Raw genomic sequence first — 14,811 nt, 5'->3', positions numbered from 1 at the left:
TTTGTAAATTTTAGTATTTAGTTACTGCAGAGAAGATTGCAATAAAGATTAACGCAAGGATTAAACCAAGACCTGCTAGACGGTTTGATTTCATACGTTTTGCAAGGATTGGCCCAAGCGCAGAAACTGCAACCCATAGTCCAACTTTTACTTTTACCCATACTGGCCAACCAGCACCGTGACTAACACCGATACGAGCAAGAAGCCCCATACCACCTACGAAAAGTAGGAAACTTGCAATCCCAGAAGTAATTTTAAAAAGCTTTCTGTTTTGCGCTTCAGTACTTACAAATTGTGGTGCAAAGGCAGCAACCATAAGGACAACCATAAACACGTGAAGTACTTTGTAAAATTCATAACTCATTTCTTTTCTCCATTTCTCTCTTCAAGACTCGTCATTCTATCATTTAATATTGTTAAAGTTTTATTTAACTTAGCTAGTTCTCTTTCTAGCATTAAATCTTCTCTATGTAGACTTGATTGCATCCCTTCTACATTTCTTTTTAAGACTTGTACACGTCTTCCGATCGTAAGAAATTGGCGCCCAAGCATGACATTAGCAAAAATTGCGGTATAAGTGGCAAATAGCCCCGTTCCAAAGATCATCAGAACAATTGCAATAACCCTTCCCCACAGTGTTACAGGAGTAATATCTCCGTAACCAACAGTGGTTATTGTGGTAAAGGCCCACCAAATAGCATCTCCAAGCTCAATAACTTTTGGATTGTGCCCCTTTTCAAGCTGTAAGAAGACGAAGGCGAAGATAACAACACCGAGGTTGCCGATGATTGTAATAAACCAAAAAGCAACGGTTTTGAATAAATAGATAAAGCGTTCAACAAATACGCGAAAGCCGGAGCGCAAAACTAACCTCTTCTACAAAATTTTAATTTACTATATAATATTTAATATGAGCTATTTTGGAAACAGCAATAAGGGAGAAAAGATCTTTCGCGGTGCGTACAGCTACTCCCGCAAGGATAATCTCTATGCTGAAGAAACATTTGAAGTCTACCGCAGACCAAAACTCCACCAAATCTACTTTGAAGGAGAAATGCTGGCACGTGTAATGACCGGAGAGCTCTTAAAAATCAATGTCGCCTACACTGTTGATAAGGAATACACCCCAGTCAAAGTGCAAATCATTAAAAGTCTTGGAGAACAGATCTCTAAAGAAATTTTCTTATTTGATCATTCGACGAGTGAGCTCAAGTATCAATTTGAATGCGATGGTGAAGTTAATCAAGAATCCATCACGACTTCTCCAAAATTCTATGTCACCACTCCACTAAGCTGTTGCAGTATGCTCTTTCTTTGGTCAAAGAAATTTGATTCCGTTGGAAAGAACTACTACTCATTCTTTTCTTCAAATAATCAGTGGAAGTATGAAGGCCCTATTATCAATAATAATATCGTTGTTGAAAGAGCAGCTCAAACATCAGAGTCCATTAAAATTGCAGGGGCCACTGTGACAGCTGTTCAGTACAAATTATTTGAGAAATTAGATTCTGATGATGCCAAAGATATGAAAGTTGATCCTGAATTCTTAAGCATCTGGTTATCCCAACACCAAACAATTCCTTATATTATTAAAGACAAGCAAGGAACTAATATAACGATAAAGTATCTTAACAACCTCGATCGAGGCTAAGAATGAAAAGGCTGTGGACAGGATTATTTCTAATCGTTTTGACATCTTCTTGCGCAGGTAAAATTTGGTTAGAAAGCACTAAGCCTGACTCGAAAGCTATCAATAGCATCCTGTCTAAAGAAAATGGTGAAAGTTCAAATTTAAATTTGAAACTTAATCACTCCGACAAAGTAGAATTTACTCATAACTTTAGGCCTTGTTGTGCTTTTGGTACTAATTTCACAGTGACACTCTTATCAATACCTATCCCCTTTTTTAAAGAGACAAATACGGTCAATTACGATTCTCTTGGAACCCATATATACAATATGGAAAAATTTTCAGCAGAAGAGATGGCCTCAATCGGTAAAAGAACGCCAGAGGTAAATGGCCTAATTTATACAAGAAGAGGTGGTTTAATCGATACTGCACATATCAGAGATACTGCAGATGTCACGCTTACACTCTTCTATAAAATTTATCCTAGGCTTGGAACAAATTTTGAAATTGAGTTACCTCGAGAAATTGGTAAACGATCAATTCTTTTCAATGCTTTTGATACAAGTAAAATGGAAGGAAAAGATAGAATCTTCCTAAGCTCTGCACTAGCGGCCAAACTTGCTTACGAGATGGCAGTTTCACACGAATTTGCCCAGTGGCATGGTTATAGGAATGTCTCAATATTTCCAGAGGAGCAATCAGCTTACTCACCAGAAGATCTCTATTCAAATATACTTGGTGCAAAACTTGCTTCGGCCCTAATCAACGAACAGCTCATCTTTTCAAGTATTCAGTATAATTTGAATATGAGTTCTTGGCTTGAGCAAACTTTAAAAGAGTTAGGGCCTGTCGATAAAGAAGAAACTCAAAGACTTCTAATGACGACGAACAAAATATGGTGGGATCAAGATATTAGATTACCTGATAAGTTCATGCTGAGAAAAAGGGATTATAGCTTATCGTTAAGGCTCTCTCCTCTTGAAATTCCGACTTCTCCGCTAAAAGATCCAGCGACACTTGAAATTAAAGAATTTTTTAGAATTTACAACTTAGATAAAATTGCAATTCTTAAGCTTGAAATTGATCCTTCATTCGAAGATAAATTTAATCATGTTCCAAAACATATTTGGAATAAGAAGCTAACGATTAAAGACCTTAGAAAGATTGCTCAATACGATAAAGAATTTGACGACAATTACCTTAAGAATAATTAACTTCAAAAAACGTATATAATATAGATCTATGAAGAATAATCTACTTTCACCTATTCTCGCTTTACTCTTGTTGGCAACTTCATGCGCAAAACTTCCGGCCAGCAGAAGTGAAATTAAAAAGAAAAATAATACACATATTTCAAAACAATTATCACCATTCATGTCTGATGGTTGCTCAAAGTGGCCAGACGGAACAATTTCAAAACCCGATGCATGGCTGAAATGTTGCTTTGTTCACGATCAACACTATTGGCTTGGTGGAACAGAAGCGCAGCGATTTAATGCAGATCAACAACTAAAGGCATGTGTAAAAGAAGAGTTTACTGATTGGATGTCGATAGTCATGTACCTTGGAGTGCGTATTGGAGGAGGCCCTCAATACCAGACCTCTTATCGTTGGGGCTACGGTTGGAACTACGACAGAGGCTATATTCCTTTAACACAAGAAGAAATCGATTATGCAAAAACAGTCGCTCCAAAAGAGTTCGAAGATATTAACAAATATATAAGGAGAACAAATTAATGAAGCTAATCATCTCTCTAATAATTCTCCTAAGCTCTTTAATGAGTTTGGCCCAAGAAATGCCAGTTAATAAAGTAAGTGAAGAAAAACCTCGCTATTTTCCAATCTGGGGAGAAGAAGCAAAGAAGATGGGCTACACACTTCCTCGAGCTTATGGAATCAATATTTCAAGAATTGAGCACGATGAAAAATTTGGTGTAAAAAAAGCAACTCTAAATGGTGAAAATTTATTTGATGCACTCCCTGTAACAGGAGATGTAAAAGTCGATACTGAAACAAAAATAAATATGATTCGTACAGACTTCTGGCTTTTACCATTCTTTAACTTATATCTTGGGATTGGTCAGATTCATTCTGATGTACAACTTGAGTTTAAAACTCAATTGCCAATCGTTGGTGCCCAACAACATAAAATTCCATTTAAAGCGACTGGGACAGTTGCAAACCTTGGAGGAGTTCTTGTCGCTGGTTACAATAATTGGTTTGCAATGACTAATGTTAACTTAACTGACGTTATCATTGAAGATGAATTAGATGTGAGTCTTTATAGTATTGCTTTCCGAGGTGGATACAACGCTGGTAAACTTCAAATTTTTACGGGCGCTATGTATATTGATAGTGATATTAAAATCACTGGCTCACGCCAAGATATTGTCCTCAACGTAAGCCTTTCTTCATATGGATGGCACGGACTTGCGGGCCTCAATTACGAAATCAATCGTGAATTCGGATTAACCACAGAACTTAGCTTTGGCGATCGTTACATGTATCTTTTAGAATTTGGCTACCGTTTCTAAGTCCTAATCAAGGGTATTAACAAAATCTTTAGAAGCTTCAAGAGCATCCTTAAAATTTGTGCGATGAATTTGATATGGCTCCATTTGCTTTGTTAGCTTGGACATTGTCGAATTCTTCCACTTCTTAATACGAGAATCAATAACAACAACCGCTCCTGCATCCGACTCAGTTCTTAAAAGTCTTCCAAGCTTTTGATGAAGGTTTCTTGTTCTGTGTGCAAGATAGTAATCTTCAAATTCATTACCGATATTAGTTTCATAGTACTCACGACGAAGACGAATAACTTGCTCCATTGAAAGATCAGGGATTTTATCAATGAAAACAAATCTCAGAGCATCACCTGGAACATCAATCCCCTCTCCAAACGACTCCATTCCGATGAGAATACCATTACCACTTTCTTTGAATTCTTCCACAACATTGGCACCCATTCCTTGAACGAAAACAGGTAGCTTGCCCTCAAATTTATCCAGCATATATTCCACGGCCTTTTCAAAACGAGCGCGTGCAGAGAATAGTAAAAGGGTTCTACCATCAATATCCTCAATGAATGGTGTTAGACGATCACAAATAGTCTTTACAAAATCTTTGTCGTAAAGCGATGGTGTATCGTCACACAAGAAAACTTTTGTACGATTCTTATAATCATATACTGAAGGTAGATAGAGCCCTGTTCTAAAGCGTCTTTCAGGCTCACTATAGAGGTAGCCCGTCGACCATTCCATGCCACGACTTCCCTGATCTCCATGCTCATTGCCAAGAGTAGCAGAAGTATAGACAACAGATGATGAGGTCTGCAGAAGCTGGTCATGTAAGATGCGCCCAGTGTTGATTGGGCCTGCAGTTAGTAAGAAGCCTTGTTGTTCATGATACTTCATTGATAAAGAATGAGGCTGCGATGAGCTTTCAATCTTTAATAAGACAGCTAGAGCATTCATCACATCTTCAAGCTGACCGACAAATGCTTCAAAACGAGTCCAAGCAGTAATTTCACCTTGGCCTTGCATATCACTTGCCTGCCAACGAATTGTATACGGATATAATCTTTCATAAACTGATTTTAGAAGATAGAAAATACTCTCCAGATGGTGGAAGACACTTAAGCGAAGTCCTTCTTTTTCTGTTGGCATAATCATTGGAAGCTCATTCCAAAATTTATCTGTATAGCGAGGCATCTTTTTAAAGATCATCTCAAACTTTTCTGGAAGCTCAAATAAGTGATCTCTAAGCATAGAGGCCGTATCAATTGATAACATTCGAAGAGACGAAATCTCTTCCTCTTGATTTTCTTCAATCATTGTATTGATTAAGTAGAAAAGAGAACCTAAACCTTGTAGGTTTTGAAATTGTTTGTGAAGACTTTCAAGATCACTTTGTGCCACTTCTGCAGAAAAAGCCTTTGTCGCCTCACCTTCAATTTTATGGGCCTCGTCCACAACCACGTAAGCAGGTCTAGGAAAAGACTTTGTCCAAGAAAACATCAAAGCGTGGTTTCCGATAATAATATCAGCTTCCTTAGCGTCTTTTAAACCTCGAATATAAGTACAGTTGGCGTAGAATGGGCACTGCTTACTTGAGCAAGCGCGGTAATCTACGGCCAAGTCTTTTTGAGCTTGCGTAAAGTTTTCAAGCTTCATACGAAGAACAAATGGTAGATCATCTTTAGAGATCATATGTTCAAGCGCACTATTTGAATTGTGATAGAAAAGAGATTCAAAATAGATATCTGCAAACTTATCTTTTATGTCATTACTTTGAGAAAAAAGGTCTTCCTCATTTTGTCTTTGCGTAAATAGAAGTTCGCAAAAGTGGTTACTTGAACCAATGAGCTGGCGAATCTTCAGATCTTTTGGTGAAACTCCTAAAAGTTTATGAAGTGCCGGAACATCTTTATTCATGGCCTGGGCCTGAAGAGTCTTTGTCCCTGTAGCAACAAGAACTTGCTTCTGTTCACTTAATGCAAATAGTGCACTTGGCACTAAGTAGCCAAGAGTTTTCCCCGTTCCAGTTGGCGCTTGCACCATGGCGTGAATATGATTCTTAAAAGATTGGCCAACTTTAAGGGCCAGATCCTCTTGTGACTTACGATAGCGATAGCCATTGAATAATGACGAAACCTTCTCTTCATTGCTAAAGATATTTTTTACGTTTTGCCCGTTAAAAGTTATATCGAAATTTTGCTCATACACCTGCTTATCTTCAAGTGTTTTAGGATATGCCCACTCTAGGGCCATCTCAATATGAGCTGCTGGATCAAAATCTATCTGCTCAGAGATTTCAAATAGCTCTTCTTCATAAAGACATAGAAACCTAAAGAACCAATAATCATGAAGTGAGTACTTATGCATTATTGACATCATGAAGTTATATTTACCGGCATCTTTCTTTGTCATAAGTGTTGCGACAATTACAACTTTTAAAAGATCAACTGAATCCTGAAACCCTCGGTGTAATTCTTTTTCAGCTAATCCAAAACCAACAATAAAGTTTTCAAGTTTAAGTGAAGACATATGAGGGAAAAGGAGTGAAAGAAAATAAAGAGAATCTTGCCAGCGGTGACCTTCTCTAAAATCGAGTGTTTCAAAGTGATGGTCTAAGAAGCCGGCCTCAAAATCTGCGTTATGAGCGAGAATGTCGTGGCCATCTAACTCAAGGACTTCTCCAATAACATCATCAAGAAGCGGAGCACGCTTTAGCATTTTGTTATCAATACCTGTGAGCTTTTGAATGAACTTCGAAATTTCAAAACTAGGACGACATAGTGATTCATATTTATGAACAAGTTTAGTTCCTTCAAACTGAAGAAAACCAACATCAATTATTTCATCAACACTACAATCTGCACCTGTTGTCTCGATATCAAGAAGTGCCCATTTGCCTAGTGTGTTATTTTCTGTATTCATCGTATCCATGCTTCTTTACTGCTCCCATAGGCCTTCGCCTTTATTTAACTTAACATTGTTAAATCGTATTGATAATCACCTTTTTATGCCTTATTCTAGGCTACATATTATTAATAATTTCATTACGTAAGGGTGCGCCATGTCTTCAGCGACATTTTTTCAAATTCAATCATTTTTGATCCTATCTTTAATGATTTATGGAGTAACCCAGAGCAAAAAACGCCAGAAGCACGTTAAGATAATGTCTGGAGCGATGATTTGGGATGTTATTTTAATTCTACAAATTGAATTAAGCCGCAGTGCAATTGATAAAGCAATGGAAGTATTCCAATCGCAAACAGCTCTAAAGATTCACCTATTCTTTGCGGTATCAAGCGTACTTCTTTACATCGCAATGGTAATCTCTGGCCGTATGATTCTAAAAGGTAATTCTAGCTTTATTAAAAAGCACCGTTACCTAGGTATTACTACTTTAGCGTTTAGAATTTTAACTTTTATCACAAGCTTCTATGCAGCTTCTAAAGTTGTACTATAAGAAAACGCAAAATAAAGAAAGCGAGTTTATATGTTATTTGAACAAGTAAAAACAATCATCGAAGAAAATATCAAAGATTCACAAGTAATGATCTACGACCTAACTGGTGGAGGCGATCATCTTGGTATCACAATCGTGAGTGATGAATTTAAAGGTAAAATGCTTTTAGCTCAGCACAGAATGGTTATGGATATTTTAAAGCAAAAGTTAAGTGAAGACTTACATGCGGTACAGCTAAAGACGCTAACTTTTGAACAGGCAAAAAATCAGGGACTAATCTAGTCCCTGTTCATATTTTTTAAATAAAAATCAAATTGATTATTTCTTAGTGGTGATCATCCATCATCGCATCATCAAAATCTTTACATGCAATTGCAAGAGACGCTGGAAGAAGGGCCCAGAAACCAACTAAACATAGTGCTACGAATACTTCTAAACTCATATATTATTCCTTTTAATTAAATTTCTTTGAAATCTAATGACCATTATAGGTCATTTAGGCTTTCCTGACTAGAAAATTCGACTTCTGGGGTTTGCCCCTTATCGATTTCAACTTCCATAATCCTCTGAAATCTCTTAGAAATCTTTCCAGTTGTTATATTAATATTATTTACATCTTTAGTAACCGTCGCTAAGTGCTTAGTTAGATCGCCCCATCTCTTCTCATAGAGGCCAAAATCAACTCCTAGCTTATTAATCTCTTCGTGAAGAATCGACATATACTTAGATCGCTCCATATTCATCAGAACTGACTGAACTGTTGTTAATGTGGCCATAAAAGTTGTCGGTGAAGCGATCCAAACATTCTTCTTTTGTGAGTAAGCAATAATATCTTCGTGATAAGCATGGATCTCTGCAAAGATTGCTTCTGCAGGTAAGAATAAAACGGCCTGCTCAGAAGTTTCCCCCTTAATAATATATTTTGAAGAAATATCATCAATATGCTTTTTAACGTTCTTCACAAATTCACGACGAGCAACAGTTTTTTCCTCAACCGATCCCTCAAACATTCTCTTAAAATTTTCTAACGGAAATTTCGAGTCCACACAAAGTCTTCCAATTGGCTCAGGAAGATCAAGCATGGCATCCACAAGCTTGTCATTTGATAGCTTAAACTGAAGTTTGTAGTACTTATCACCTTCTCCAAAGACAGACTTAAGAAGAGAAGTTAATTGAACCTCACCAAAAATCCCACGTGACTTCTTATCTGTTAATACCTCTTGTAGACTTACAACATTCGTTGAAAGAGATTCAATTTTCTTTTGGGCCTCATCAATTTTAGCAAGACGAGCAATGATTCCAGTAAAAGTTTCGTTAGTTTTTTTGAAACCTTCATTTAAGTTTTCTTGAACCTTATTATTAATCTTTTCAAGCTTTTCTTGAATAGCATGATTAGTCTTATCAAATTTCTTTTCAAGATCTTGAGTTAGCTGATCCTTAAAACTAAACATGTCTTTATTAAGTGCGCCCTTTGTCTCCATTAAGCGCTCTACAACGATCTCTCTAAGATTTGAAAAATTCTCCGCAAGCTGATTATTATTTCTAAAAAGCGTCTCTGTCATATCGTCTTTTTGAGAGCGAATAAGATTTGTTACTTCATCAAAATTAACCGTGTGTTCTTTCTTAAAAATTAGAAATAAGAAAGCTAAGATTACAACTTGTAAAACGATGACAATAATTATTGGAGTCATTAATTCTTCCCTTCAACTTTTGGCGTAACATATTTTTGGGCCTTTTGCTCTCGCCCTTTCTCTTTAATGAACTGTAGTCCATCAATCCACTTGCCTTGCACACGAACACCCCAGTGTAAGTGTGGAGCACTAGAACGACCAGTATTACCACTTAAAGCGATGACTTGACCACGCTTAACTGTTTCACCTTGCTTAACCTTGAATTTTGACAAGTGGCAATACATCGTGATGACACCTGCACCGTGGTCAATAAAGACGGCATTTCCATTAAAAAAGAGATCTTTAACAAGAATAACTTTACCATCATTCGAAGCTTTTACAGGAGTTGGCCTTCTGGCACGCATATCTGTTCCTGAGTGCCAGCTATTTTTCTTATCATTAAAGACACGACGGTTTCCATAATAGGCAGTAATTTTTGAGTTTAGTGGCTTAATAAATTCTTTATCAGTTAATGACTTTTCAAGTTCAGCAGTTGCATAGGCTTCTTTTTGTAACTTCACCTCTTCCTGCCAACGCTTAACATCCTCAGGAGCTAAATCCACGTGTTTTTTAGAAACCTTAATATAAGACTTCTTATACTCAAATGGCTTAACTTCAAAAGTTGCAATATGGTATTGAACCTCTTGTCCGTATACTTCAGACTTTAGGTAACAGTGAACCGAAGTTGGTGCGTTTGTCTCTTCACCGTCTTTTGTTTCAAAATACCAATACTGCGGTGCCCAGACTGTTTCAAGCGTATTCCCTTTCACATTGTGGCCAAGTGTCTCTTCGCCACATAGAACGCGAAATTTTTCGCCAATACTTGGCAATTGCAAGACGATTTTATTGACCTTACCAGGATAGGCCACACGCTGCTCAACTTCATAAGTTCCAAGCTTAGGTAATGGCTTAATTCCAGCACATGAATAAATAAATAGAATAAAGAAAAATAGTAATAGCTTTGTGTGTTGTCTCATAAGAAAATTATGGCAAAGAAGTCACGTTTTTTAAACGCCTATTGCTTTAAAAGTACTAAAAATCAGGGTATAAACAAATATATTTATTTCGAAGGGGTAATTTAATGGCGATTATTAAGCCGCAAAATGCAAAAGGTACAAGAGATTTTGGTCCAATTGAGTCATCAAGAAGAAATCATATTTTTGAAACAATTAAAAAGAGGTTCCAATCTCACGGTTTTATGCCACTTGAAACGCCGGCCGTTGAAAACCTGAACGTACTTACGGGAAAATATGGAGAGGAAGGAGATAAACTTCTTTTTCGTGTTCTGAACTCAGGAGACTTTTTAAAGAAAGTAAAACCAGAAGATTTAGAAGAAAAGAATCTTTCAGCTGTTTCGAGCAAAATGTGTGATCGTGGCCTTCGCTACGACCTAACAATTCCATTTGCTCGTTATGTATGTGCAAATCTTAATGAGCTGGCCCTGCCATTTAAACGCTACCAAATTCAGCCTGTATGGCGAGCTGATCGCCCTCAAAAAGGTCGCTATAGAGAGTTCTATCAATGTGATGGAGATATCATCGGAACAGAATCACTACTAAGTGAAGTTTCTTTAGTTGAGGTTTATCACGATGTATTTAAAGATCTAAAAATCGACGGTGTTGAAATCGTTATCAATAACAGAAAGATTCTTCAGGGTATCGCAAGTGTTCTTGGAGTTAGTGACAAACTAACAGATATGACAGTTGCCATTGATAAGCTTGATAAGATTGGTGCTGAAAAAGTTGGTGAAGAGCTACTTGGCCGCGGATTCAATGAAGATCAAGTAAGTCGCCTCTCTACTCTACTAACACTTGAAGGTGACTCAAATAAGAAGCTTTCAACAATTAGAGAGTTCCTTGGTACTGATGAAATTGGTAAGCTTGGCCTAGAAGAGCTAGAATTTGTTCTTTCAAACGTAAGAGAGCTTGGTATTGAAAACCTAGTATTTGACCCTACTCTGGCCAGAGGACTTGATTACTACACTGGCTGTATCTTCGAAGTTAAGCTAGTTGATGGTTCAATGGGAAGCATCGGAGGCGGTGGACGCTACGATGACTTAACAAGTATGTTTGGTCAAAAAGAGAAACTCTCAGGTGTTGGTATCTCATTTGGAGCAGAAAGAATTTATGATGTGATGCTTGATCGCGGATTATTCGAAGAGATTAGTGCAAGCGTTGATTATATGATCATCAACATGAGTGATGAAGACCAAAAAGAATACCTACAAATTGCTCGTAAATTTAGAGTAGAAGGCCACTCGATTGAAATCTACCCTACTTCAGCAAAAATGAAGAAACAGATGACTTACGCTAACAAGCGTGGAGTTAAGAATGTAATCTTCTATGGTGATGCTGAGAAGGAAAGAGGCGTGCTACAAGTGAAGCATATGGAATCTGGAGAACAATCAGAAATTAAACTTTAAATAGTCGACATACCATCCATCTTGGACAAAAAAAAAGCCACTCTAAGAGTGGCCTTTTTATTTCTAACGAAATTGATTCGTGTCGATTATCCTAGGATATCGTATGGACGAATTGTCTTTCTACCGTTAGCTGTACATCTCTTTTGAGCTTGATCAACTAGCCAGTATACGTACTCGTTCATTGCTTCAAGAGCGTCTGAAGATACGTTGTATCCTTTACCCTTAAGTGCTTCTTTAGTTTTTGAACCAACTAGAAGCATTTCTCTTTTAGATGCTTTCTTAGCTGTTTTCTTAGCTGCTTTTTTTGGAGCTGCTTTCTTTGCTGCTGCCTTCTTTGGAGCTGCTTTTTTCGTAGCTTTTTTCTTTGCCATTTTAAACCTCGTGTTTAGTGTTTTTAATGAAAAATTTGTAATAATGTAATTTTAAGTACCTGGCCTAAACTACGTCAATAAAAAAAACGGAATGCCTCTTTAATTTGTCGATAAATAGCACTAATCTCAACTAAATAAGTGGGTAAAATGGTCACCTTTGCACCGATTCCAAGCTTAAGCTAATCTTTAGTGATGGATAAACAAGCTATTAAAATTGCTTCAGAAAAAAGCAATAAATTTATATTAGCGTTTGAGAATATTACAAGTAATACAAACGTCTACGATACAGAAAAAAACCAAATACTGATGTTGGAATCACCTAATAGTATTTGTGCAATTATTCCAAAGAAAACATGTGCTAGTGGGCACAAAATTAATCTCTACATCATTCAAAGCTCGCAGGTCCCAAAAGGTCAGCTAAGCGATATTACGAAACTTAGCAATGTCATAAAGCTTTCGAGTGAAGTCGTGGAGATTGAAGAGTATGGCCCTGAAGAAAATAAAGTTGTTTTTCGTTTACTAGAGGACAACATGAAGGAGCACAAGAAAATTGAAGCAGTGATCTTAGAAAGACAAGAGCGCTTCAATGAACTTTTAAATCAATATAGAAACACACACGAAGAATAAAAAATAAGAGACAGTTACGGAATTGAAGAAATGAATAGAGAAGCATTTTTTAACGACATGGAAGTTTTAGTAGTCGAGTCCATAGGAAACGCACGCGTGGCCTATGAGAATGCATTTAAAACTCTGGGGGTCCAGAGAAAGAATGTTCGATTTGCTAAAACTTTTGAAGATGCACTTAAAGAGATGAAAAGCTTTAAGCCTACTCTTGTATTCTCTTATGAAGTTCTAGCGGAAGGACGCTATAACCAAGTTCTTAAAGAGCACTTAAAAATACTTCCAAATCGTACAAAGAATAGTTTTATTCTCTTAACACAAAATGACTCTATTGATGCCATTTCAAGAATCGCGCAACAACAAGTCGATCTTGTTCTTCCGATTCCTTTTACAGTCGATAGCATCAAAGCACTTATGGAAGAACTTTACAAAATGAAGTCTTCCCCTAGTGAGTATAGACAGTTAATCAATGAAGCCTACGAGTATGTTGGTTCAAAGCATGACAAGGTTTTTGAGATCACGCAAAAAGCCCGTGAACTATCAAAAAATCCATTTGAAACACACTACCTTGAAGGTCTTTGCCAGTTTAAAGAAGAAAAGTATGATGAGGCGATAAAGTCACTTGAACAAGCCTATGCTCTAAATTCAACAGACTTCAATACATTAAAATTATTCTTTAAAGCATATAAGCATCAAAAAAATTATTATATGGCACTTCAGTATTCATTAAAACTTCATGCTGCCTACCCTATTTCTCCAGATATGCTAAGGGATCTATCGATGGTTGCAGTTGCAGCGAGAAAGCATGAGCTTATCTTAAACTACTATGAGGCGTATAAGAAAGTGAATGAACCATCTGATGATATTAAAGATGCCATTGCTGCAGCTCTTGTTATCTATGTTCAATGTGAATTGGATAAGATTGATTTCGATAATACTTCAATTCAAGAACTTCTAAGAGACAAGAAATATAAGGATTCATTAAAACTCTTAGAAGAAGCTTCAATTATCTGTACGACAAAGCCTGCAATTTTAGAGCGTATGCTAGTGGTTCTGGCCCATACGCCAGACAATAAAACGACTAAATTTATTCAAGTAAAACAAAAAGAGAAGTTTCCAAAATATGAGAATGCACCGTTGATGGATGCCCTTGTATGTGACAAAGATTCAACTGCTTCTCAATCACTAAAGATGGCCATTGATACACTAAACAGCGGCTATAAATCAGAAATCCTTTATGAAATCATCATTAAGCGCTCTATTGAGATGAACCGAAAGAAGGAAAGCACCCAAGAGTGGTATGAGCAGGCCATTAAAATCTTTCCAAATATGAAGGTTAGGCTCGATAAATTTTATAATGCTTAATGTAATTTCGAACACTTCGCTCCGCGCCGTACTATAAAGCCCTTTGCATAGGCCCACCAAAATTATATAAGAATAGGAAATTTTTGGGGGTATTTATGTTTAGAGCAGTAATCTTGCTAGCTGCTATTGTTTACTTAACTAGTACAATGGCGCAATTTCAAGCACCACAAATTCCATCTCATACACAAGCTCAATGTGTTGAGAAATTATGTGCAAATAATCCAGGTGAGTGTAGTTCAAGAACAGAGCATCGTATGATCTTTGATGCATGTTCAAGACAACTAGACTTAGGATGTATTGATTTATCAATGAAGCTTATTTCAAGCTATGAGCAAAATGAAATTGAAGAAATGGTTTCAATTGCTCGCTCTTGTCAGTATGTATCTGGATATGCTCATCAAACAGCAATGAAGAATATGTACCGTTATGATCGTGATGAATTCTCAGAGATCACTTTTATTAACTCGAGACTTTGGCTTGTTCAAAACTCTTGTTTAGCAAGTGCTCTTTCAAGACTTCACCCAAGAGACTTTGATAGTCTTGAAGACTTAAAAGCGATTACAAACCAATGTACAGGGACTTTTGATGTAGCCTGTTTTGAAAAGCAGTGTAAGTCAAAATATTCATGTAACGATCAAGAAGAGGTTGTTGATGCACTTAGAAGCTGTATCTCAGGACCAAGTAAAGTTGATCGTCGCAGACTATAAAATTTAAAGATTAAAAAAATAAAAAAATAAATACACACAAGAACACAACACA

The 14,811-nt window shown here is 36.9% G+C and carries 16 protein-coding genes; 10 read left to right on the top strand and 6 right to left on the bottom strand.

Going from position 1 to position 14,811, the window contains the following annotated elements; all coding sequences use genetic code 11:
• Positions 1 to 10 precede the first annotated feature (10 nt).
• Both C0Z22_RS02640 and C0Z22_RS02635 read right to left on the bottom strand, forming a co-directional pair.
• Complete coding sequence (locus C0Z22_RS02640) at positions 11 to 364, bottom strand: SirB2 family protein (RefSeq protein WP_103216783.1); 354 nt, start codon at positions 362 to 364, stop codon at positions 11 to 13.
• Entirely contained in the window at positions 361 to 864 is a 504-nt protein-coding gene (locus C0Z22_RS02635) for a potassium channel family protein (protein WP_103216782.1), read from the bottom strand. Before C0Z22_RS02635 ends, C0Z22_RS02640 begins: the two co-directional genes overlap by 4 nt.
• 46 nt (positions 865 to 910) lie before the next feature.
• Between C0Z22_RS02635 and C0Z22_RS02630 the strand changes: the two genes are divergently transcribed.
• From C0Z22_RS02630 to C0Z22_RS02615, 4 genes are read left to right on the top strand one after another with little or no spacing between them, the layout of a single operon-like run.
• The gene (locus C0Z22_RS02630) at positions 911 to 1,651 is read left to right on the top strand and encodes a hypothetical protein (RefSeq protein ID WP_103216781.1); all 741 of its coding nucleotides are present in this window, start codon (positions 911 to 913) and stop codon (positions 1,649 to 1,651) included.
• Positions 1,652 to 1,653: 2 nt separating this feature from the next.
• Positions 1,654 to 2,844 carry a DUF4056 domain-containing protein gene (locus C0Z22_RS02625; protein ID WP_103216780.1) on the top strand — a complete coding sequence of 397 codons (1,191 nt, stop codon included), beginning with the start codon at positions 1,654 to 1,656 and terminating at the stop codon, positions 2,842 to 2,844.
• 28 nt (positions 2,845 to 2,872) lie between these two features.
• Positions 2,873 to 3,367, top strand: a complete 495-nt coding sequence (locus C0Z22_RS02620; RefSeq protein ID WP_103216779.1) for a hypothetical protein — start codon at positions 2,873 to 2,875, stop codon at positions 3,365 to 3,367.
• On the top strand, positions 3,367 to 4,164 hold the full coding sequence (locus tag C0Z22_RS02615; protein WP_103216778.1) for a hypothetical protein: 798 nt from the start codon (positions 3,367 to 3,369) through the stop codon (positions 4,162 to 4,164). The genes C0Z22_RS02620 and C0Z22_RS02615 overlap by 1 nt, the downstream gene beginning before the upstream one ends.
• A 3-nt stretch (positions 4,165 to 4,167) precedes the next feature.
• Here the strand turns inward: C0Z22_RS02615 and C0Z22_RS02610 are convergent, their stop codons facing one another.
• Positions 4,168 to 7,077, bottom strand: coding sequence for a helicase C-terminal domain-containing protein (locus C0Z22_RS02610; RefSeq protein ID WP_103216777.1), 2,910 nt, complete (start codon positions 7,075 to 7,077; stop codon positions 4,168 to 4,170).
• A gap of 130 nt (positions 7,078 to 7,207) precedes the next feature.
• On the opposite strand from C0Z22_RS02610, the gene C0Z22_RS02605 reads away from it, so the two are divergent.
• Together C0Z22_RS02605 and C0Z22_RS02600 are read left to right on the top strand one after the other, a co-directional pair.
• A complete protein-coding gene (locus C0Z22_RS02605; protein ID WP_103216776.1) occupies positions 7,208 to 7,603 on the top strand; it encodes a hypothetical protein in 396 nt (131 codons plus the stop codon).
• 30 nt (positions 7,604 to 7,633) lie between these two features.
• Complete coding sequence (locus C0Z22_RS02600) at positions 7,634 to 7,885, top strand: BolA/IbaG family iron-sulfur metabolism protein (RefSeq protein WP_103216775.1); 252 nt, start codon at positions 7,634 to 7,636, stop codon at positions 7,883 to 7,885.
• A 203-nt stretch (positions 7,886 to 8,088) separates the two neighbouring features.
• Here the strand turns inward: C0Z22_RS02600 and C0Z22_RS02595 are convergent, their stop codons facing one another.
• Together C0Z22_RS02595 and C0Z22_RS16295 are read right to left on the bottom strand one after the other, a co-directional pair.
• On the bottom strand, positions 8,089 to 9,294 hold the full coding sequence (locus C0Z22_RS02595) for a DNA recombination protein RmuC (protein ID WP_103216774.1): 1,206 nt from the start codon (positions 9,292 to 9,294) through the stop codon (positions 8,089 to 8,091).
• Positions 9,294 to 10,250: a M23 family metallopeptidase gene (locus C0Z22_RS16295; RefSeq protein ID WP_103216773.1), complete on the bottom strand. Its 957-nt coding sequence runs from the start codon at positions 10,248 to 10,250 to the stop codon at positions 9,294 to 9,296. The genes C0Z22_RS02595 and C0Z22_RS16295 overlap by 1 nt, the downstream gene beginning before the upstream one ends.
• Before the next feature lie 104 nt (positions 10,251 to 10,354).
• Between C0Z22_RS16295 and hisS the strand changes: the two genes are divergently transcribed.
• The gene (gene hisS / locus C0Z22_RS02585) at positions 10,355 to 11,695 is read left to right on the top strand and encodes a histidine--tRNA ligase (protein ID WP_103216772.1); all 1,341 of its coding nucleotides are present in this window, start codon (positions 10,355 to 10,357) and stop codon (positions 11,693 to 11,695) included.
• Positions 11,696 to 11,781: 86 nt separating this feature from the next.
• On the opposite strand, the gene C0Z22_RS02580 is transcribed toward hisS, so the two are convergent.
• Complete coding sequence (locus C0Z22_RS02580) at positions 11,782 to 12,066, bottom strand: hypothetical protein (protein ID WP_103216771.1); 285 nt, start codon at positions 12,064 to 12,066, stop codon at positions 11,782 to 11,784.
• A 192-nt stretch (positions 12,067 to 12,258) separates the two neighbouring features.
• Here C0Z22_RS02580 and C0Z22_RS02575 point away from each other — a divergent pair, with 192 nt between their 5' ends.
• The 3 genes from C0Z22_RS02575 to C0Z22_RS02565 all read left to right on the top strand — a co-directional run bounded on the left by C0Z22_RS02575 (position 12,259) and on the right by C0Z22_RS02565 (position 14,759).
• Positions 12,259 to 12,693 carry a hypothetical protein gene (locus C0Z22_RS02575; protein ID WP_103216770.1) on the top strand — a complete coding sequence of 145 codons (435 nt, stop codon included), beginning with the start codon at positions 12,259 to 12,261 and terminating at the stop codon, positions 12,691 to 12,693.
• 30 nt (positions 12,694 to 12,723) lie between these two features.
• Entirely contained in the window at positions 12,724 to 14,052 is a 1,329-nt protein-coding gene (locus tag C0Z22_RS02570) for a tetratricopeptide repeat protein (RefSeq protein WP_146037764.1), read from the top strand.
• Positions 14,053 to 14,147: 95 nt separating this feature from the next.
• Positions 14,148 to 14,759 (top strand): hypothetical protein, encoded by a 612-nt coding sequence (locus tag C0Z22_RS02565; RefSeq protein ID WP_103216768.1) that lies wholly within the window; start codon positions 14,148 to 14,150, stop codon positions 14,757 to 14,759.
• Positions 14,760 to 14,811 lie beyond the last annotated feature (52 nt).

Origin of the sequence: Halobacteriovorax sp. DA5, assembly GCF_002903145.1 — a bacterium.
In the GTDB taxonomy this organism is placed as follows: domain Bacteria; phylum Bdellovibrionota; class Bacteriovoracia; order Bacteriovoracales; family Bacteriovoracaceae; genus Halobacteriovorax_A.
The sequence above is the reverse complement of the archived record's forward strand: the minus strand, read 5'-3'. Positions and strand labels throughout refer to the sequence as shown.

Coding starts and splice junctions, on each gene's coding strand:
- C0Z22_RS02640 (WP_103216783.1), bottom strand. CDS start 364: ATGAGTTATGAATTTTACAAAGTACTTCACGTGTTTATGGTTGTCCTT.
- C0Z22_RS02630 (WP_103216781.1), top strand. CDS start 911: ATGAGCTATTTTGGAAACAGCAATAAGGGAGAAAAGATCTTTCGCGGT.
- C0Z22_RS02625 (WP_103216780.1), top strand. CDS start 1,654: ATGAAAAGGCTGTGGACAGGATTATTTCTAATCGTTTTGACATCTTCT.
- C0Z22_RS02620 (WP_103216779.1), top strand. CDS start 2,873: ATGAAGAATAATCTACTTTCACCTATTCTCGCTTTACTCTTGTTGGCA.
- C0Z22_RS02615 (WP_103216778.1), top strand. CDS start 3,367: ATGAAGCTAATCATCTCTCTAATAATTCTCCTAAGCTCTTTAATGAGT.
- C0Z22_RS02610 (WP_103216777.1), bottom strand. CDS start 7,077: ATGGATACGATGAATACAGAAAATAACACACTAGGCAAATGGGCACTT.
- C0Z22_RS02605 (WP_103216776.1), top strand. CDS start 7,208: ATGTCTTCAGCGACATTTTTTCAAATTCAATCATTTTTGATCCTATCT.
- C0Z22_RS02600 (WP_103216775.1), top strand. CDS start 7,634: ATGTTATTTGAACAAGTAAAAACAATCATCGAAGAAAATATCAAAGAT.
- C0Z22_RS02595 (WP_103216774.1), bottom strand. CDS start 9,294: ATGACTCCAATAATTATTGTCATCGTTTTACAAGTTGTAATCTTAGCT.
- C0Z22_RS16295 (WP_103216773.1), bottom strand. CDS start 10,250: ATGAGACAACACACAAAGCTATTACTATTTTTCTTTATTCTATTTATT.
- hisS (WP_103216772.1), top strand. CDS start 10,355: ATGGCGATTATTAAGCCGCAAAATGCAAAAGGTACAAGAGATTTTGGT.
- C0Z22_RS02580 (WP_103216771.1), bottom strand. CDS start 12,066: ATGGCAAAGAAAAAAGCTACGAAAAAAGCAGCTCCAAAGAAGGCAGCA.
- C0Z22_RS02575 (WP_103216770.1), top strand. CDS start 12,259: ATGGATAAACAAGCTATTAAAATTGCTTCAGAAAAAAGCAATAAATTT.
- C0Z22_RS02570 (WP_146037764.1), top strand. CDS start 12,724: ATGAATAGAGAAGCATTTTTTAACGACATGGAAGTTTTAGTAGTCGAG.
- C0Z22_RS02565 (WP_103216768.1), top strand. CDS start 14,148: ATGTTTAGAGCAGTAATCTTGCTAGCTGCTATTGTTTACTTAACTAGT.